This window comes from Streptomyces sp. NPDC057271, from assembly GCF_042668715.1.
Lineage (GTDB): Bacteria > Actinomycetota > Actinomycetes > Streptomycetales > Streptomycetaceae > Streptomyces.
Genome location: NZ_JBHUYJ010000005.1, coordinates 74,380 through 92,501, shown reverse-complemented (window position 1 = coordinate 92,501; position 18,122 = coordinate 74,380). Strand labels below are relative to the sequence as shown.

Annotated in this window: 21 protein-coding genes; 7 read left to right on the top strand and 14 right to left on the bottom strand. The window is 69.7% G+C overall.

The window, feature by feature from the left end; genetic code table 11:
• Positions 1 to 4: 4 nt before the first annotated feature.
• The 8 genes from rpsC to rpsJ are packed head-to-tail and all read right to left on the bottom strand — an operon-like array spanning position 5 to position 4,345.
• The gene (rpsC, locus tag ACFUJR_RS04030; protein ID WP_383171293.1) at positions 5 to 841 is read right to left on the bottom strand and encodes a 30S ribosomal protein S3; all 837 of its coding nucleotides are present in this window, start codon (positions 839 to 841) and stop codon (positions 5 to 7) included.
• The gene (rplV, locus tag ACFUJR_RS04025) at positions 841 to 1,188 is read right to left on the bottom strand and encodes a 50S ribosomal protein L22 (RefSeq protein ID WP_041662774.1); all 348 of its coding nucleotides are present in this window, start codon (positions 1,186 to 1,188) and stop codon (positions 841 to 843) included. Before rplV ends, rpsC begins: the two co-directional genes overlap by 1 nt.
• A gap of 42 nt (positions 1,189 to 1,230) precedes the next feature.
• Complete coding sequence (rpsS, locus tag ACFUJR_RS04020) at positions 1,231 to 1,512, bottom strand: 30S ribosomal protein S19 (RefSeq protein WP_015035577.1); 282 nt, start codon at positions 1,510 to 1,512, stop codon at positions 1,231 to 1,233.
• A gap of 12 nt (positions 1,513 to 1,524) precedes the next feature.
• Positions 1,525 to 2,361, bottom strand: a complete 837-nt coding sequence (gene rplB, locus ACFUJR_RS04015; protein ID WP_030214008.1) for a 50S ribosomal protein L2 — start codon at positions 2,359 to 2,361, stop codon at positions 1,525 to 1,527.
• Positions 2,362 to 2,400: 39 nt separating this feature from the next.
• Positions 2,401 to 2,724, bottom strand: a complete 324-nt coding sequence (gene rplW / locus ACFUJR_RS04010) for a 50S ribosomal protein L23 (protein ID WP_352188385.1) — start codon at positions 2,722 to 2,724, stop codon at positions 2,401 to 2,403.
• Entirely contained in the window at positions 2,724 to 3,374 is a 651-nt protein-coding gene (rplD, locus tag ACFUJR_RS04005; RefSeq protein ID WP_383171288.1) for a 50S ribosomal protein L4, read from the bottom strand. Before rplD ends, rplW begins: the two co-directional genes overlap by 1 nt.
• A gap of 4 nt (positions 3,375 to 3,378) precedes the next feature.
• Entirely contained in the window at positions 3,379 to 4,023 is a 645-nt protein-coding gene (gene rplC / locus ACFUJR_RS04000) for a 50S ribosomal protein L3 (RefSeq protein WP_361965481.1), read from the bottom strand.
• Positions 4,024 to 4,036: 13 nt separating this feature from the next.
• Positions 4,037 to 4,345 carry a 30S ribosomal protein S10 gene (gene rpsJ, locus ACFUJR_RS03995; protein ID WP_003948644.1) on the bottom strand — a complete coding sequence of 103 codons (309 nt, stop codon included), beginning with the start codon at positions 4,343 to 4,345 and terminating at the stop codon, positions 4,037 to 4,039.
• An 848-nt stretch (positions 4,346 to 5,193) separates the two neighbouring features.
• Here rpsJ and ACFUJR_RS03990 point away from each other — a divergent pair.
• The 4 genes from ACFUJR_RS03990 to ACFUJR_RS03975 all read left to right on the top strand — a co-directional run bounded on the left by ACFUJR_RS03990 (position 5,194) and on the right by ACFUJR_RS03975 (position 10,028).
• Positions 5,194 to 6,012, top strand: coding sequence for an RNA repair domain-containing protein (locus ACFUJR_RS03990; protein ID WP_383171284.1), 819 nt, complete (start codon positions 5,194 to 5,196; stop codon positions 6,010 to 6,012).
• A 386-nt stretch (positions 6,013 to 6,398) separates the two neighbouring features.
• Positions 6,399 to 6,785 carry a hypothetical protein gene (locus ACFUJR_RS03985; protein WP_383171281.1) on the top strand — a complete coding sequence of 129 codons (387 nt, stop codon included), beginning with the start codon at positions 6,399 to 6,401 and terminating at the stop codon, positions 6,783 to 6,785.
• Positions 6,786 to 6,810: 25 nt separating this feature from the next.
• Positions 6,811 to 7,689: a hypothetical protein gene (locus ACFUJR_RS03980; protein ID WP_383171278.1), complete on the top strand. Its 879-nt coding sequence runs from the start codon at positions 6,811 to 6,813 to the stop codon at positions 7,687 to 7,689.
• A 317-nt stretch (positions 7,690 to 8,006) separates the two neighbouring features.
• Positions 8,007 to 10,028, top strand: a complete 2,022-nt coding sequence (locus ACFUJR_RS03975) for a PIG-L family deacetylase (RefSeq protein ID WP_383171333.1) — start codon at positions 8,007 to 8,009, stop codon at positions 10,026 to 10,028.
• A gap of 153 nt (positions 10,029 to 10,181) precedes the next feature.
• On the opposite strand, the gene tuf is transcribed toward ACFUJR_RS03975, so the two are convergent.
• The 6 genes from tuf to ACFUJR_RS03945 all read right to left on the bottom strand — a co-directional run bounded on the left by tuf (position 10,182) and on the right by ACFUJR_RS03945 (position 16,483).
• On the bottom strand, positions 10,182 to 11,375 hold the full coding sequence (tuf, locus tag ACFUJR_RS03970) for an elongation factor Tu (RefSeq protein ID WP_361965487.1): 1,194 nt from the start codon (positions 11,373 to 11,375) through the stop codon (positions 10,182 to 10,184).
• A 150-nt stretch (positions 11,376 to 11,525) separates the two neighbouring features.
• Positions 11,526 to 13,655, bottom strand: a complete 2,130-nt coding sequence (gene fusA, locus ACFUJR_RS03965; protein ID WP_383179948.1) for an elongation factor G — start codon at positions 13,653 to 13,655, stop codon at positions 11,526 to 11,528.
• Positions 13,656 to 13,694: 39 nt separating this feature from the next.
• The gene (gene rpsG / locus ACFUJR_RS03960; protein WP_003966970.1) at positions 13,695 to 14,165 is read right to left on the bottom strand and encodes a 30S ribosomal protein S7; all 471 of its coding nucleotides are present in this window, start codon (positions 14,163 to 14,165) and stop codon (positions 13,695 to 13,697) included.
• Between the two features lie 2 nt (positions 14,166 to 14,167).
• Positions 14,168 to 14,539, bottom strand: coding sequence for a 30S ribosomal protein S12 (rpsL, locus tag ACFUJR_RS03955; RefSeq protein ID WP_003948652.1), 372 nt, complete (start codon positions 14,537 to 14,539; stop codon positions 14,168 to 14,170).
• A 289-nt stretch (positions 14,540 to 14,828) separates the two neighbouring features.
• Positions 14,829 to 15,794: a hypothetical protein gene (locus ACFUJR_RS03950; protein ID WP_383450213.1), complete on the bottom strand. Its 966-nt coding sequence runs from the start codon at positions 15,792 to 15,794 to the stop codon at positions 14,829 to 14,831.
• A gap of 251 nt (positions 15,795 to 16,045) precedes the next feature.
• Positions 16,046 to 16,483, bottom strand: a complete 438-nt coding sequence (locus tag ACFUJR_RS03945) for a helix-turn-helix domain-containing protein (protein ID WP_383179944.1) — start codon at positions 16,481 to 16,483, stop codon at positions 16,046 to 16,048.
• A gap of 184 nt (positions 16,484 to 16,667) precedes the next feature.
• Between ACFUJR_RS03945 and ACFUJR_RS03940 the strand changes: the two genes are divergently transcribed.
• The 3 genes from ACFUJR_RS03940 to ACFUJR_RS03930 all read left to right on the top strand — a co-directional run bounded on the left by ACFUJR_RS03940 (position 16,668) and on the right by ACFUJR_RS03930 (position 18,026).
• Positions 16,668 to 16,982 carry a WhiB family transcriptional regulator gene (locus ACFUJR_RS03940; RefSeq protein ID WP_383179942.1) on the top strand — a complete coding sequence of 105 codons (315 nt, stop codon included), beginning with the start codon at positions 16,668 to 16,670 and terminating at the stop codon, positions 16,980 to 16,982.
• 136 nt (positions 16,983 to 17,118) lie between these two features.
• Positions 17,119 to 17,835, top strand: coding sequence for a hypothetical protein (locus ACFUJR_RS03935; protein ID WP_383179939.1), 717 nt, complete (start codon positions 17,119 to 17,121; stop codon positions 17,833 to 17,835).
• On the top strand, positions 17,832 to 18,026 hold the full coding sequence (locus tag ACFUJR_RS03930) for a hypothetical protein (protein WP_383179936.1): 195 nt from the start codon (positions 17,832 to 17,834) through the stop codon (positions 18,024 to 18,026). Before ACFUJR_RS03935 ends, ACFUJR_RS03930 begins: the two co-directional genes overlap by 4 nt.
• Positions 18,027 to 18,122 lie beyond the last annotated feature (96 nt).

Genomic DNA, 18,122 nt, shown 5'->3' with positions numbered 1-18,122 from the left:
TCGGTCAGGCCTCCGTTCCGGTGCTCTCAGCAGCCGGAGCGGCGGCGGGAGCGTCGGCCTTGGGGGCCTCGGCAGCCGGAGCCTGCTGCGGCTTGCGACCGCGACCGCCACGCTCGCCACCGCGACCACCGCGGCCACCGGCCGGACGGTCACCGGCGCCACGGGCCGGGCGGTTACCCGCACGGGCCGCTGCGTTCTCGGCGCGGACCTCGGCGATGTTCTTGACATCGCCCTTGTAGATCCAGACCTTCACGCCGATGCGGCCGAAGGTCGTCTTGGCCTCGAAGAAGCCGTAGTCGACGTTCGCGCGGAGCGTGTGCAGGGGCACACGGCCCTCGCGGTAGAACTCCGAGCGGGACATCTCGGCGCCGCCGAGGCGACCGCCGCACTGGATCTTGATGCCCTTGGCGCCGGCCTTCATCGTGCCCTGCATGCTCTTACGCATGGCGCGACGGAAGGAGACGCGGGAGGAGAGCTGCTCGGCAACGGCCTGAGCAACCAGCTGAGCGTCCATCTCGGGGTTCTTGACCTCGAGGATGTTCAGCTGGACCTGCTTGCCCGTGAGCTTCTCGAGGTCGCCGCGGATGCGGTCGGCCTCGGCGCCACGGCGGCCGATGACGATGCCGGGACGCGCGGTGTGGATGTCCACCCGCACGCGGTCACGGGTGCGCTCGATCTCAACCTTCGAGATGCCGGCGCGCTCCATGCCGGACGTCATCATCCGACGGATGGCGACGTCTTCCTTGACGTAGTCCTTGTACAGCTTGTCGGCGTACCAGCGGGACTTGAAGTCCGTGGTGATGCCGAGCCGGAACCCATGCGGGTTAACCTTCTGGCCCATTACCGGGTTCCTTCCTTGCTGCTGACGACCACGGTGATGTGGCTGGTCCGCTTACGGATCCGGTAGGCACGGCCCTGAGCACGCGGACGGAACCGCTTCAGGGTCGGGCCCTCATCCACGAACGCCTCGCTGATGTACAGCGAAGAGGCGTCACTGTGGTCGTAGTTGTGCGCGGCGTTGGCGATGGCGCTGTCCAGCACCTTGCCGACCGGCACGCTCGCGGCCTGCGGGGCGAAACGCAGGACCGCCTGAGCCTCCGTGGCATCCATGCCACGGATAAGGTCCACCACACGGCGGGCCTTCATGGGCGTAACGCGGATGTACCGCGCCTGGGCCCTGGCTTCCATGGTTGTCCTTCCAGTGTCTGTCATGGTCATTCCACCCCGCTACTAGCGGCGCTTCGACTTCCGGTCGTCCTTCACGTGACCCCGGAAGGTGCGCGTCGGCGAGAACTCGCCGAGCTTGTGGCCGACCATCGACTCGGTGACAAACACCGGAATGTGGGTCTTGCCGTTGTGCACCGCGATCGTGTGGCCGAGCATGGCCGGGATGATCATCGAGCGACGGGACCAGGTCTTGATGACGTTCTTGGTACCGGCTTCGTTCTGAGCGTCCACCTTCTTTACGAGGTGGCCGTCAACGAAGGGTCCCTTCTTGAGACTGCGCGGCATCTAAACCCGCTCCTAGCGCTTCTTGTTCGTCTTGCGGCGGCGGACGATGTACTTGCTCGAAGCCTTCTTCGGCGAGCGAGTACGACCCTCCTTCTGACCCCACGGGGAGACCGGGTGGCGACCACCGGAGGTCTTGCCCTCACCACCACCGTGCGGGTGGTCCACCGGGTTCATCGCCACACCGCGAACGGTCGGGCGAACGCCCAGCCAGCGCTTACGGCCGGCCTTGCCCCAGTTGATGTTCGACTGCTCGGCGTTGCCGACCTCGCCGATGGTGGCGCGGCAGCGGGCGTCGACGAGACGGATCTCACCGGACGGCATACGAAGGTGGGCCATCGTGCCCTCCTTCGCCAGCAGCTGCACGGAGGCACCCGCGGAACGGGCGAACTTGGCGCCACCGCCGGGACGGATCTCGATCGCGTGGATCGTGGTACCGACCGGGATGTTGCGGAGCGCCAGGTTGTTGCCGGGCTTGATGTCCGCGCCGGGGCCGTTCTCGACGCGGTCACCCTGCGTCAGACCCTTGGGGGCGATGATGTAGCGCTTCTCGCCGTCCACGTAGTGGAGCAGCGCGATGCGCGCGGTGCGGTTCGGGTCGTACTCGATGTGAGCGACCTTGGCCGGCACGCCGTCCTTGTCGTGACGACGGAAGTCGATCACGCGGTAGGCGCGCTTGTGGCCACCACCCTGGTGCCGAACCGTGATCCGACCGGTGTTGTTACGGCCGCCCTTGCTGTGCAGGGGGCGGACCAGCGACTTCTCCGGCGTGGACCGCGTGATCTCGACGAAGTCGGCTACGGAGGAGCCACGGCGGCCCGGCGTAGTCGGCTTGTACTTGCGGATTCCCATTTCTCAGTCCTCGTCCGATTCCGGACGACTCGACCGCCGTCAGGCGGTCGGGCCGCCGAAGATGTCGATACGGTTGCCCTCGGCAAGGGTCACGATGGCGCGCTTGGTGTTGGCGCGCTTGCCGAAACCGGTGCGGGTGCGCTTGCGCTTGCCCTGACGGTTGATCGTGTTGACCCCGGTGACCTTGACCGAGAAGACCGCCTCGACGGCCTGCTTGATCTGGGTCTTGTTGGCGCCGGGCGCAACGATGAACGTGTACTTGTTCTCGTCGAGCAGCGCGTAGCTCTTCTCGGAAACAACCGGCTTGACGAGGATGTCACGCGGGTCCGTGAAGGTCTTGCTGGTGATCGTGGCCTCGGACATCAGGCCTCGCTCCCTTCGTTGTCAGCGGCCTTGGGGCCAGACACGAAGGACTCGAGGGCGGCCTGGGTGAAGACCACGTCGTCGGATCGCATCACGTCGTACGTGTTCAGCTGGCCCGGCTCCAGGATGTGCACCTGGGGCAGGTTGCGGGCGGACAGCCACGCGGCCTCGTCGGAGCGCTCGACGACCAGGAGCAGGTTCTTGCGCTCCGAGATCTTGCCGAACAGCGTCTTGGCGGCCTTGGTGGAGATGCCACCCTCGACCACGCCGGAGACGACGTGGATGCGGGAGTGGGTCGCCCGGTCGGAGAGGGCACCGCGGAGGGCGGCGACCTTCATCTTCTTGGGGGTCCGCTGCGAGTAGTCACGCGGCACGGGACCGTGCACGACGCCACCACCGGCGAACTGCGGGGCGCGGGTCGAACCCTGACGGGCGCGGCCGGTGCCCTTCTGGCGGTACGGCTTCTTGCCACCACCGCGGACCTCGCCACGCGTCTTGACCTTGTGCGTGCCCTGACGGGCGGCGGCCAGCTGCGCGACGACGACCTGGTGGATCAGCGGGATGCTGACCTTGGCCTCGAAGATCTCGGCCGGGAGCTCGACGGTCCCGGTCTTGTCGCCGGAGGGCGACAGAATGTCAATGGTGCTCATATCCTCAGGCCCCCTTGGCCGCGGTGCGGACCAGGACGAGGCCGCCGTTCGGACCAGGAACCGCACCCTTGATCAGGAGCAGGCCCTTCTCCGCGTCAACGGCGTGAACGGTCAGGTTCTGGGTGGTCACGCGCTCGTTACCCATGCGGCCGGCCATGCGCATGCCCTTGAAGACACGGCCCGGGGTGGCGCAGCCACCGATCGAACCGGGCTTGCGGTGCACGCGGTGGGCACCGTGGGAGGCCTTGCCACCACGGAAGTTGTGGCGCTTCATGACACCGGCGAAGCCCTTGCCCTTGCTCTTACCGGTGACGTCGACCTTCACGCCGGCCTCGAAGACCTCGGCGGTGATCTCCTGGCCGAGCGTGTACTCGGAGGCGTCAGCGGTGCGGAGCTCCACAAGGTGACGGCGCGGGGTGACGTCGGCCTTGGCGAAGTGGCCCTTGAGGGGCTTGTTCACCTTGCGCGGGTCGATCTCGCCGAAGGCGATCTGGACCGACTCGTAGCCGTCGATGTCGTTCGTACGCACCTGGGTCACGACATTGGGGCCGGCCTTGACGACGGTCACCGGGACAACCCGGTTGTTCTCGTCCCAGACCTGCGTCATGCCGAGCTTCTCGCCCAGGATGCCCTTGATGTTCTTAGCCATCTCGCGCGTCACCTCAGAGCTTGATCTCGATGTCGACGCCCGCCGGCAGGTCGAGACGCATCAGCGAGTCAACCGTCTTCGGCGTGGGGTCGAGGATGTCGATGAGGCGCTTGTGCGTGCGCATCTCGAAGTGCTCGCGCGAGTCCTTGTACTTGTGCGGCGACTTGATGACGCAGTACACGTTCTTCTCAGTGGGCAGCGGCACCGGGCCCGCGACCGACGCACCAGTGCGCGTCACCGTCTCGACGATCTTCTTCGCCGAGGAGTCGATGACCTCGTGGTCGTAGGCCTTGAGCCGGATGCGGATCTTCTGTCCCGCCATGGCTACTCAGTAGTCCTGTCTCGTAGTAACGCTCTGGACTCGGGGGCTCTCATGACTCCGCCTCCGACCCACGCGGTCGGGCGTGTCGCACTCCCTCTACGCAGAAATCCCGCAGGATTTCCCAACCAAGGGTGTGCGGTCACCATGACCGCGAGCCGGGGGCGGGCTGCAACATCTGCAGGAGGGCCACCGAGTGCCTGGCCGGTACCCCGCTGACACTTCCCGGAAGATTCCCGTACGTCCGCCCCTGAAAAGGAGCGACGAGTACTGTGGGACTCGCTTCCGGTCCCCCCGACGGGAGGCGTGCAGCATCGGCACTCAACCGAGCAACCCCGACAGTCTGCCATACGGGACACCGGCCTGGCCAATCGAGCCGGAGAGAATACCCCGGACGTGACCCAAGTCAAACGCCGACCCTCCGTGACCCCTGCTCGACCCGGCTCGGACGTCCGCCGTTCCGGCGCCACCGAGGACGCCGCGCACCGGAGAAGGGCCGGCGCACAGGGGAGACCGAGGACGGCCGAGGGGTGCACCCCTCGCGCAGCGGCCAGGCCCCGGCAGGCCTCCGGCCGGCATCGCCGCGGTCGAGTCCCTGCCTGCATCGCCGTGAGGACGGGGCCGAGCACGAGAACGCCCACGGCCTCGATCACGCCGGTCGCCAGGGTGAGCACGACCATGACGAGGCGAGCGCGCCGCCTGCCCCCGGGGCCCGTATGCGGACCCTAGGAGGACCACTCCGCTCGCCGCGGATGACGGACGGACCCTGAGGGGCCGCCCAGCGGGAAGCCGTCCCCGGACACCGGCCGACCCGTCCGACTGAGACGCCGCTGCCGGGGCAGTCGCCGGGCGTGCACACCAGCGACGAGATCTACCACCGGGTGCTGTGGGATCCCCGCTTCGACCCCGAGCGCTTCGTCATGGGGATCGCGGAGCGCGGGGCGGGCCCCTCGCGGATCGCCCTGCCCGACTTCGTACCGGGCGGGGAGATCCCCTGGCACCGCGTGATCTTCTTCGAGGCGGACGGGGAGCTGGTCTGGGACCGCGCGACGGGCCTGGACCGGCTCGACGCGACCGTGGCGGCCGAGGAACCCCTCGCCAGGCCCCGGGAGGTCCTCGCCGTGCCCTCGACGAACCGGACCGCCGTGGCCTGGATCCCGCCGCGCCGGCTCTGGCCGGCGATCCAGCACATCCGCCGCGCCCACGACCGCCAGATCCACCGCTGGCCGCCGCACGTCAACGTCCTCTTCGGCTTCGTCCCGGAGGCCGACTTCGAGCGGGCGGTGCCGCTGGTGGCGGAGGCGGCCGGCGAGACGCCTCCCTTCCGGGCCCGCCTGGAGGGCGTCCACTGGTTCGGCCACCGCGAGGAGGCCACCGTCTGGCTCGACCCCTGCGCGGCCGGTGAGGCGCCGTGGGCCCGTCTGCGGGGTGCCCTGGAAGCCCGGTTCCCCCTGTGCGGTGGGCAGGCCAGGGGCTTCACCCCGCACCTCTCGCTCGGCCGCAGCCACGACCCCCAGACGCTGGCCACCACCTCCGAGGCCCTGCTCGGCTCCACGACGGCCCGGGTCGCCGAACTGGTCCTGCTCTCCCGCCGCGAGGACGGCCCGATGCGGGTCCGGACGACGGTGTCGCTGGGAACGGGTGAGGTCGGCGCGGAGTGGCACACGTGACGAAGCGGTCCCTCCCCCCGTGCGCTGACCGCTTCCACCTCCAGGAAGGGACCGGTCCGAGAGTCCCGGCAGGCGCCACCGACCGGTCCCGCGAACCACGGCGCCTCCGGCCGGGTCCCGCGAACCCCGCCGGGCGCCCCCCGGCCGGTCCCGGGTCGCGGGCGTCCGTGACGCGGTGGCCCACGACAGCGGGACATCGACGGCCGCGTGACCCCGACGCACGAACCACCCCGCTCCACGGAACACTGCTTTTCGCCAACTGGCCTGTTTCTGTAGTCAGTTGGTCGAATCGGACCGAGCTCTGCCATCATCTGACCCAACGTCGGATCAGGCCCAGGCGGCGCCGCGCGCCGGCGCCCTGGTGCGGTCACCTTTCGGAGAGACCCATGGACATTGCGCTTGCCCAGTCGGTGGCTGCCGCGGTCGCGCAGGGCGCGCTCGGCGCGGTCGGAGCCGGGGCTCTGGACAGCCTGCTCGGCGTGATCCGGCACCGGTTCCGCCGCGACGACGAGGCGATGACCGCGCTCGACGCGGCCGAGACCGAGACCGCGCCGCTCGTCGAGGCCCTGTCGCGCTACATCGAGAGCGATCCGGCCTTCGCCGAGGACTTGCGCGACTGGCTCAAGGAGTACGAGAGCGGTGGTCAGGCAACCGCCCCGACGAACCAGCTCCGGCACAGCAACCAGGTCTCCGGCACCGTGCACGGGAACGTGATCCAGGGCCAGAACATCCGGGGACGCTTCAGCTTCCGCGGCCTGCGCGGCGGAAAGTGACCGATCGCAAGTGACCGATCGCAAAGTGACCGATCGATCCACGAACGGGGCGCCTCCGTCCGAACAGACCGCCAACGAGATCTCCGCCGGATCTCATGTCGGGGGTAACGCCTTTCAGGCGAAGACCATCCACTTCGGCGGCCGCTCGGTGGGACTCACCCTCGTGGCCCTCGCGCTCGTGGGAGCGGTGGTGACGCTCGTCCTGACCGACACGGGAGGGGAAAGACCCGATCAGCAGGCTGTGGAACCCGCGTCCACCACGGCGGGCGCGGCCCTGGCCCCTTCCTCCCCGCCGAGCACGCCCACGACCGTGCCCACGCCCACAGCGGTGAGCCCGTCCCCCTCCGGCGCGCCGAAGACGGAGGAGCCGGCCGCCGCCGGACCGAGCGCGGCCGCCCCGAAGGGCACCAGCACACGCCAGGCGACGGACAGCACTCCCTACGCGGGCAGTCACATCTACTGCGCGGACTGGAGGTCTGCGGGGCAGTCGCCCAACCTTCAGCTCAAGCCCTGCGTCCAGGTCAACCCCGCCGAATCGCGCGCGACGTTCGGTGTGATCGTGAAGAACGTCGGCAAGACCCAGGCGGTCGCCGATGTGCGCGTCGTGTACACGGCCGGCGTCGAACGGGAGTGCTCCCCGGAGCCCTACACCCGTGACGGCATCGTGATCGACCCCGGGGGCACCTGGTTCAGCGACCTGGGGCGTTGCTCCGCGCAGGGTCTGGACCGCCAGGATTTTCAGGGGACGGCCTGGGCGGTCGAAGACCCCCACGGGACGGTCGCCACCTCTGTCGGTACGGCGAGGTCCTCGGCCCATCCCTCCCTGCTGAACGGCCAGGTGTCCTGCCGCCAGAGCGACAGGACCTACGGCAGCTGTGCCCCCTGGGCGTACAAGCCCGAGTAATGCCCGCGTAGTGATCGTCGGCCGGTCCCCTTCCCAGCTGATCCCCTTCCCAGCCGGTCCCCTCCGCAGGGAGCGGTCGACGAGGCCCAGCCACCCCCACAGGCCCGCGTCCCTCCACCCTCCGGTCCCGCACGTACCCCCGTACGAAGTCCGAACGTCCGCGCAACCCGCGGTGCCTGAATCCCGTCTAGCCAGTCGCGGATTCGGCTCCGGCCAGGCCGTCCGTCGTCTCAGGGGTGGTCAGGGACCGGTGTGGGCCGGTGTGCGGTACGGGGGAAGCTGCAGTGGACGACATATCCGGGTCCGGGCTCTTCGGCATGCCCGGGCGGCGTGCCGTGCTCGCGACCGCCACCGCCGTCGGTGCGACCGCGCTCGCCGGGTGTTCCGTGCCGGCCCCGCGCCGCAGTGAGCCCGCGGCCGATCCCGCGCCCGGGGTGCCGATCGCCAGCACGCGACGCGCGCAGCTCATGCAGTTCGCCGCGCACCCGGACGACGACCTGTTCTTCATGAACCCCGACACCCAGCGCCTGCTCGACGCCGGCGTCCCCCTGGTCTCCGTCTACGTCACCGCCGGCGAGCACAGGGGCGTCAACCGGATCGACGGCATGCCGGAGGTCCCGCCGGACCGGGCCGCCTACTCCTCGTCCCGCCACCAGGGCCTGCGCCAGGCCTACGCGACGCTCCTCGGACTCGACCGGTTCACCCCCTGGCAGAAAGGCGTCGCCACCCTCCACGGCGGGCGCCGCGCCGAGATCAACACGCTCGTGCACGGCGGCCGCCGGGTCGAGCTGATCTTCCTCAACCTGCCCGAGCACGCTCCCCGGCGCTTCACGGCCCTGCCCGCCCTCTGGCACGACCGCGCGCTCGAACTCCGTACGCACCTCTCCGCCGACTCCCCCGTCGACCGGTCCGACCCCTACGACCACGACCAGCTGATCGACGTCCTCGTCGGCCTCCTCGACCGCTACCGGCCGACCGTCGTACAGACCCTCGACCCGGATCCCGACATCCAGGTCAGCAACGAGGCGACCCGCCGGCGCGACAGCGAGCAGCCCGGCTACTCCGACCACGGCGACCACACCGCCGCCGCCTGCTTCACCTGGGCCGCGCTGATCCGCTGGGTCGCCGAGGCGCAGAGGAGCCCCGGGGCGATACCCGCGTTCGTCGTGACCTCGTTCCGCGGCTACTACAACCGCCACTGGCCCAAGAACCTGCCGCCGCAGGTGCTCAAGGAGAAGGCCGGCCACCTCTTCCAGTACGGCGGCGATCCGGGCTGGGAGTGCGGCAACCCGTCCGGCTGCGGCGACTACGGCGTGGGCGGCGGCCGGCCCCTCACCAACCGCAAGGGCTGGGTCAGGTCCACGCACCACCGCTGGCCGGGCACCGGCCCCGCGGTCGTCGCGCGGCCCGACGGGCGACTCGACGCCTTCGGGGTGCTGGGGCTGCGGGCCGTCCGCTGGCGGGAGACGGAGAAGGGCTCGGGCCTGTGGGGCGAGCCGGAGGACCTCGGCGGCGGGCCGCTCGCGCCGGCGCTCGGCTCGGCCACCCTGCCCGATGGCAGGACCCTGCTCCTCGGCGTGCGGTTCGCCGCGTTCGGCGGCCGCGGAGGGCCCAACAGACGGGAGGTCGTCCTGCTGGAGCAGCGCTCCCCCGGCGGTCCCTTCCTCGCCTGGCGGGGCCTCGGGAATCCGGAGCGGAGCGACGACCGGGGACGGCGTATCGGTGTGCCGGTGGCCGTGACCGCCCCCGACGGCCGGGTCCATCTCTTCGTACGGAACGCGGACAAGGGTGTGTCGACGCGCGTACGGGACGCGGACGGGACCTGGTCCCCGTGGCGGGTGCTCCCCGGCACCGAGGAGATCCAGGACGGTCTGGAGGTCGTGGCCGACACCGAAGGACGCGTCCACGTCCTCGCCGCCGGACGGGAGTCCGTCCTGCACTGGATCGGCTCCGCCCCGGCCGCCCCGCTCCCCCTCGCGGGCGACCCGGTCGCCGCCGTACCGGCCCAGGGCCACGCCGGTCTTGACGTGTACTACCGCAGGCCCGCCGCCAGGCAACTGCTGTCGCCGGGGCGCGGGAACGTGTCCTTCGACGGGTACGGCTCCGTGGCCGCGGCGGCCGACGCGCAGGGGCCGGTTCTGCTCGGCAGGGACCTGCGCGGCCGGATCCAGCTGCGGCGGGGCGACCGGCTCTTCACCCGTACGAGCGGAACGGCCGCCGTCCAGGCGGCGGCCCTGCGGCTGGTCCCGGGCGGACCGGTCGCCGTCGGCCTGGGCGCGGACGCCCACCCGTGGGTGTGGCGGCCGACGGAGCGGTCCGCGCTCGTCGAGAACGAGTAGCCGCGGCGACGACGGGCGGCGACCCGCTCCACCGGTCGCTGCCACGACACGATGCCACCGCAACGAAAAGGGCCCCCGCCCCGCCGCGAACGGCGGGCCGGGGGCCCTCTCATGACGCTCCGTCAGGAGCGGCACAGGTCACGCGATCGACAATTACTTGTTGATCTTGACGACCTGGCCGGCGCCCACGGTCCGGCCACCCTCACGGATGGCGAACTTCAGGCCCTCCTCCATGGCGACGGGCTGGATCAGCTCGACGGTCATGGAGGTGTTGTCGCCCGGCATGACCATCTCGGTGCCCTCGGGGAGGGTCACGACGCCGGTCACGTCCGTGGTACGGAAGTAGAACTGCGGGCGGTAGTTGTTGAAGAACGGGGTGTGACGGCCACCCTCGTCCTTCGACAGGATGTAGGCCTGGGCCTCGAACTCGGTGTGCGGCGTGACCGAACCGGGCTTGATGATGACCTGGCCGCGCTCGACATCCTCGCGCTTGATGCCACGGAGGAGCAGACCGACGTTCTCACCGGCCTGGCCCTCGTCGAGCAGCTTGCGGAACATCTCGATGCCGGTGACCGTGGTGGTGACCTTCTCGGTCTTGATACCGACGATGTCGACGGTCTCGTTGACCTTGAGGACACCACGCTCGATACGACCGGTGACGACGGTGCCACGACCGGTGATCGTGAAGACGTCCTCGATCGGCATCAGGAACGGCTTGTCGACGTCACGCTCGGGCTGCGGGATCGCCTCGTCGACGGCGGCCATCAGGTTCAGGACCGACTGGCCCCACTCCTTGTCGCCCTCGAGCGCCTTGAGCGCCGAGACCTTGACGACCGGCAGGTCGTCGCCCGGGAACTCGTACTCGGAGAGGAGCTCACGGACCTCGAGCTCGACGAGCTCCAGGATCTCCTCGTCGTCCACCATGTCGGCCTTGTTCAGGGCGACGACGATGTACGGAACGCCGACCTGGCGGGCCAGGAGCACGTGCTCCTTGGTCTGCGGCATCGGGCCGTCGGTGGCGGCGACCACGAGGATGGCGCCGTCCATCTGCGCCGCACCCGTGATCATGTTCTTGATGTAGTCCGCGTGACCGGGGCAGTCGACGTGGGCGTAGTGACGCGACTCGGTCTGGTACTCGACGTGCGCGATGGAGATGGTGATACCGCGCTGGCGCTCCTCAGGAGCCTTGTCGATCTGGTCGAAGGCCGAGGCCTCGTTCAGGTCCGGGTACGCGTCGTGCAGCACCTTGGTAATGGCGGCCGTGAGGGTCGTCTTACCGTGGTCAATGTGACCGATGGTGCCGATGTTGACGTGCGGCTTAGTCCGCTCGAACTTCGCCTTCGCCACTGGGGTCCTCCTGGAGTGGTTCTGAACGCCTTGCTTCATCGGCGCCAGGTGATCTTTGCTGGGATGCCAGGCGCCGGGACCCGATCCCTCGGGTTTCGGGGGCTGAGCCCCGGCGACTGGTGTCAAGCCTAAAGCGTGAACTTGGGAGAGTTACTCGCCCTTGGCCTTCGCGATGATCTCCTCGGCGACGTTCCGGGGAACCTCGGCGTAGGAGTCGAACTGCATCGAGTAGCTTGCGCGACCCGAGGTCTTGCTGCGGAGGTCTCCGACGTAGCCGAACATCTCCGAGAGGGGCACGAGGCCCTTCACGACGCGAGCGCCGCTGCGCTCCTCCATGGCCTGGATCTGACCACGGCGGGAGTTGATGTCGCCGATGACCTCACCCATGTAGTCCTCGGGCGTGACGACCTCGACGGCCATCATCGGCTCAAGGATGACGGGGGAAGCCTTGCGCGCGGCCTCCTTGAAGGCCTGCGAACCGGCGATCTTGAAGGCGAGCTCGGAGGAGTCGACCTCGTGGTAGGCACCGTCGAGAAGGATGACGCGGACGCCAGTCATCTCGTAGCCGGCCAGGATGCCGAACTGCATGGCCTCCTGCGCACCGGCGTCGACCGAAGGGATGTACTCCTTCGGGATGCGGCCACCGGTGACCTTGTTCACGAACTCGTACGAGGCGTCGCCGCCCTCGATGGGCTCGATCGCGATCTGCACCTTGGCGAACTGACCGGTACCACCGGTCTGCTTCTTGTGGGTGAAGTCCACGCGCTCGACGGCCTTGCGGATCGTCTCGCGGTACGCGACCTGCGGCTTGCCGACGTTCGCCTCGACCTTGAACTCGCGACGCATACGGTCGACGAGGATGTCGAGGTGAAGCTCGCCCATACCACCGATGATGGTCTGGCCGGTCTCCTCGTCCGAGTGAACCTGGAAGGAGGGGTCCTCCTCCGCGAGACGCTGGATGGCGACACCCAGCTTCTCCTGGTCACCCTTGGACTTGGGCTCGATCGCGACCTGAATGACCGGCGCCGGGAAGTCCATGGACTCCAGGATGACCGGGTTCTTCTCGTCGCACAGCGTCTCACCGGTGGTGGTCTGCTTCAGGCCCATGACGGCGACGATGTCGCCGGCGCCCACCGAGTCGATCTCCTCACGCTTGTTCGCGTGCATGCGGTAGATCTTGCCGATGCGCTCCTTCTTGCCCTTGACGGAGTTCAGCACCGAGGTGCCGGCCTCCAGGCGACCGGAGTAGATCCGGACGAAGGTGAGCTTACCGAGGTGCGGGTCGCTCGCGATCTTGAACGCGAGGGCCGACAGCGGCTCCTCGTCGGACGGCTTGCGGCTGATGACCGTCTCGGGGTCCTTGACGTCGGCGCCCTCGATGGCCTCGACGTCCAGGGGCGAGGGGAGGTAGCGCACGACCGCGTCGAGCAGGGGCTGAACACCCTTGTTCTTGAACGCGGTGCCACAGAAGACGGGGGTGATCGTCTTCTCGCCGCCACCCTTGCCGGAGGCGATGGTGATACGACGGATCGCGGCGTACAGCTGCTCCTCGGTGGGCTCCTGGCCCTCGAGGAAGAGCTCCATGATCTCTTCGTCGTTCTCGGCGACGGTCTCGACCAGCTTGCCGCGCCACTCTTCAGCGGCCTCGGTGTGCGTGGCCGGGATGTCGACGACGTCGTACATCTCGCCCTTGGTCGCCTCGGCGGACCAGACCAGAGCCTTCATGCGGACGAGGTCCACAACACCCTGGAAGTCCATCTCGGAACCGATGGGGAGCTGCATGACGATCGGGACGGCGCCGAGGCGGTCCACGATCATGTCGACGCAGCGGTGGAACTCGGCGCCCGTACGGTCGAGCTTGTTGACGAAGCAGATACGCGGAACGCCGTAGCGGTCCGCCTGACGCCAGACAGTCTCGGACTGGGGCTCGACACCGGCGACGCCGTCGAACACCGTCACGGCACCGTCGAGCACGCGGAGCGAACGCTCCACCTCGACGGTGAAGTCGACGTGGCCCGGGGTGTCGATGATGTTGATGGTGTGGTCGACGTCCTCGAGCGGCCAGTGGCAGGTCGTCGCGGCGGACGTGATCGTGATGCCGCGCTCCTGCTCCTGCTCCATCCAGTCCATCGTGGCAGCGCCGTCGTGGACTTCACCGATCTTGTACGAGACGCCGGTGTAGAACAGGATCCGCTCGGTGGTGGTCGTCTTGCCCGCGTCGATGTGAGCCATGATGCCGATGTTGCGCACCTTGGCAAGGTCAAGCGAAGTGGTAGCCATATCGGCTCAGTCTTCTCTCGGTCTCGATGTGGGTTGCGACTACCAGCGGTAGTGCGCGAAGGCCTTGTTGGACTCGGCCATCTTGTGCGTGTCCTCACGCTTCTTGACCGAAGCACCGAGGCCGTTGGAGGCGTCGAGGAGCTCGTTCATGAGGCGCTCGGTCATGGTCTTCTCGCGGCGGGCGCGGGAGTAACCCACGAGCCAGCGCAGAGCCAGGGTGGACGCGCGACCGGGCTTGACCTCGATCGGCACCTGGTAGGTGGCGCCACCGACACGGCGGGACTTGACCTCGAGGGACGGCTTCACGTTCTCGAGGGCGCGCTTCAGCGTGATGACCGGGTCGTTGCCGGTCTTCTCGCGGAGGCCTTCCATGGCGCCGTAGACGATGCGCTCGGCGGTGGAACGCTTGCCGTCCAGCAGGATCTTGTTGATCAGCGAGGTGACAAGAGGAGAGCTGTAGACCGGGTCGATGATGACCGGGCGCTTCGGGGCGGGGCCCTTACGAGGCATTCTTACTTCTCCTTCTTGGCGCCGTAGCGGCTGCGAGCCTGCTTACGGTTCTTGACGCCCTGCGTGTCGAGGGAACCGCGGATGATCTTGTAACGAACACCCGGCAGGTCCTTCACACGGCCACCACGCACGAGCACGATGGAGTGCTCCTGCAGGTTGTGACCCTCACCCGGGATGTAGGCCGTGACCTCGATACCCGAGGTCAGACGCACACGCGCGACCTTACGGAGGGCCGAGTTCGGCTTCTTCGGGGTGGTCGTGAACACACGCGTGCAGACGCCGCGACGCTGAGGGGAACCCTCGAGTGCGGGCGTCTTGTTCTTCTCGACCTTGTCCTGCCGGCCCTTCCGGACCAGCTGCTGGATCGTAGGCACTACTTCTCCGGTTTCTGTGTGCCGTCGTAAAACTAACCTGGAACACCGCACCGACCCACGCGGTCGGGTGTGTCGAATACTGCGGACCTCCGCCGAGGGCGGAAAAGGCGCAGATTGCGGTGGCCGTTGATGAGCTCGCCATGCGGTTGAGGACACGCACACGAGCCCAGGCACACCCCAGGCACAAGGTCTGAGCGTACCTATCGCATGGACTCCGGTCAAAACAAATGCCCACGCGCACGGGGGCGCGGCGACCTCGGAGAACGTGGGAACCCCGCCGCCCGAGCGGCTACACCGCGCCGCCGGGCGTGGCCTCCTCCCCGGCACCGCCGGATGTCCCGTCAAGGGCCCCGCCCCGAACCCCTTCGGGAACCGCCTCCGGAGCCCCGCCGGCAGCGGGTTTCCGGCGCCCACCGGAGCCGCGGGGTGACGGGAGCCGCGGAATCGTGGGCACCTTGGACTTGGGATTCTTGCGCACGAAGGCAGGCCGGTCGGCGGGCGACGCCGAGCGGGGCCCGGGCACGGCGCCGGAGGGTCCGGCACCCGAAGGTACGGCGCCGGACGGTACGGCACCCGAAGGTACGGCGGGCACAGGGTCGGCAGGCACAGGGGCCGCGGGCCCAGGGTCGCCGGGCACAGGGCCGCCGGGCACAGGGCCGGAGGCCGGGGCGTCGGAGGCCGCTGCCGCCCCGGCGCCCCCCGCGCCGCCCACGTCCCCGGCGCCGCCACCGACCGCGGGCGGCCGGGCGGCCCTGGCCGGCCTTCGCACGTCGGTGCCGCGCTCCGGGGCCGGGCCCGGGCCGGGCGGCGAGGCGAGCGGACCCGGGGCCGAGCCCGACTCCTCCCCGGTCCGCGGGGTCGGCGGCGCGTCGTCCGGCGACGATGCCACGGCGTCCGCGCGCTCGTGCGGGAAGGGAATCACCGCGGCCTGCCCCGGCGTGCGCCCCACCAGCCGGAGTGGACGCCTGCCCAGCCGGCGCGCCTCCTCCAGCGCGGGGGCGTACGCCTCGGCCGCGTCGCGCCAGCCACTGGCATAGGCGGCCGTCTCACGCCGGTCCAGCTCCTCGCGAAGGACGACCGCGACCTCTTCGGGCGCGTGCTTCTCCAGAAGCTCCCCGAGTAACGCCAGCAGGCCCGGCACGTCGTCCGGGGGTACGGGCGACGGCTCCGGTGCCGGCTGCGTGGGGGTGTCGCCGCCAAGGGACGGCGGCGCCTCTCTCCGCTCGTCGCTGCGGCGATCGCGCCCCTGCCCCATCACTGCCCCCATCCCCGCGCACGTCAGAGCGCACCCAGGCAACGTAACCGCTGCGAGGGCGCGCACTTCTGGGGGGAGTACGGCCTGCGTGGTGTGGGGGACAGGCCGGAACAGCCTACTGGGGCGAAGGGGACGATGCCGTTCCGGCCCCTGCGCCCCGACGCTCCTACGTCGCCCGACGTCGCTCCACGTCACCTCACGTCGCGCCGCGGTGTCCCGCAGCCCCACGGTGTCCCGCGAAGGCTTCCGCGTCAGTCGCGGACGGCCGGGGCCCGCTGGGCGGACGGCGGCGGCAGGAACTGTCCGGCGACCCTGATGAACATCTCCCGCTGGTCGGCGGGGACGCCGAGAGCGGCGGCGGCCTCCTCCAGGGTGAGGCGCCGGTCACCGGCGGGAACGACCGGCGGCTCGGCGGCCTGCGGAAGCGGCAGGTCCTCCTCGGTCAGCCGGCCGGAGCGGATGAGCATGTCGCGTACCGGAACGTCCAGGACGTGCGCGAGGCGCCGGGTCGTCTCCAGGTCCGGCATGGACTGACGCTGCAGCAGGCGGGTGATCGCCGCGCGGTGCACGCCCGCCTCGTCGGCGAGCCGGGACTTGCCGCCGCCGCGAGGGCTGTCGATGTCGAAGCCGCGGCGCCGGATGAGCTCCTCGATCCAGGCGGCGAACTGATCCAGGTCATTGGCGGTCATGGTGGTGTCGCCTCCCTCCGAAGCGGACCTCAGAGTATCGCGCTTGCGCGCACGGAATTACGTGCTCCTGCGCGCGCACGGTGTGGATTCCGAGAAGAACGACCCCCCAAATAAGTTGCGAGCGCGTGCGCAACATGCCAATGTGCGGGTTCGCAACACTCTCTCCGAGTCCGGGAGTCGCCCCATGTCCCTGCCCGAAGCACGCGAGTCCGAAGCGCGGGAGTCCGGCGGCTGGCGCGCCGCCGCCGCATGCCTGGACCTCCCCCCTCAGATCGTGTTCGCACGGCGGGAGGAAGTGGCCCGAACTGCACTGATCGCATGCCAAGCCTGCCCTGTGATCCGGCACTGCGAAGAAGCGGTGAACCCGGCCGAGAGCTTCTTCGACGGGGTCGCCGCCGGGCGCCTGTGGCGCAACGGCCGCCTGGTCCGCCTCCGCTCCCGCGACGTTGCACGCCCGCACGTTGAGGGCCCGCGTGAGCGCGCCGCAGTCGAGAAGTGACACATACGCGGCGCGTAGCGACCCTACGTCACCTCACAGACACCGGGGCTGGCATCGCGCGTATGCCGATCGGCGTCCGGCCGCCCCCCTCCCCGCCTCACCCGCCCTCTCACCGTCCGCACCGTCAGGAGGCCCCATGACCACCCCGATACAGGACGCCACGCTCTGGATCGAGGCGCTGCTGCGACAGTTCCCCGAGCTGCTGACCGAGCTCGCCCCGGGGCGGCGCGGACCGGCCTCCGGCGCGCCCGAGCGACGGCACTCGGCGCAGGACGTCGATTCGCTGCGCGAGGAGCGGCGCGAGGCCCTGCTCATGGAGCAGCGGCACGGCCTGTCCGTACCCGGCCACTCGGCTGCGCCGCTGCGCCTGCACGTATCCGACGCCATCCGGGACATCACCGACGGCGTCGTGGAGCTCGACGAGGCCGTCCACGAGAAGCTCGGTCTCGGCCGGCCCCGCCACGCGCGCGTGCCCCAGCGGCTCGCCCGGATCCTCGATCTGCTCGCACGCGCGGAAGGGCACACCGCCCTCGTCGAACACGTACGGGACGAGTCGCGGCGGATGGCCCGGCGCTGCGCCCGTGCGCTCGGGGACACCGAGTCGATGGTGCGGGTGCGCGGCCGCTGCCCCTGGTGCGGCTCGGTGTCGTTGCGCGCCTTCCCCGCCCGCCGTGCGGTCCTGTGCGTCAACCCGGCCTGCCGATGCGCGACCGAGGCGTGCGACTGTCGTACGGATCCGGCCTACCGCCACGTCTGGCACGAGGGTGACTGGGCGGCGCTGACCACCGCGGGCGGCGATCACCACGAGATCGCCGCCTCCATGGACGCCCCGGACGAGGGGGTACGACGATGACCGCCACTGCCGTCGCACCGCTGATCAACGCCGCGCTGGCCGCCGAGGAGGCCGGCGTGGTCCCGGCCACCATCCGCAAGTGGGTGCAGCTCGGCCATCTCGTACCGGCGGGGCGACAGGGCCGGGCGCTGCTGTACCGGCTGGAGGACGTGTTCGCCGCCGAGCGCATCGCGCGCGGCAGGCGGTCGTAGCGGAAGGCCGGGGCGAAGGGTTTCCCGGACGGACAGGAGAAGAGCAAGAGGCGGGGGGCCCCCCCCGGGCGGGCCTCCCCTTCCTCTTTCCCCCGT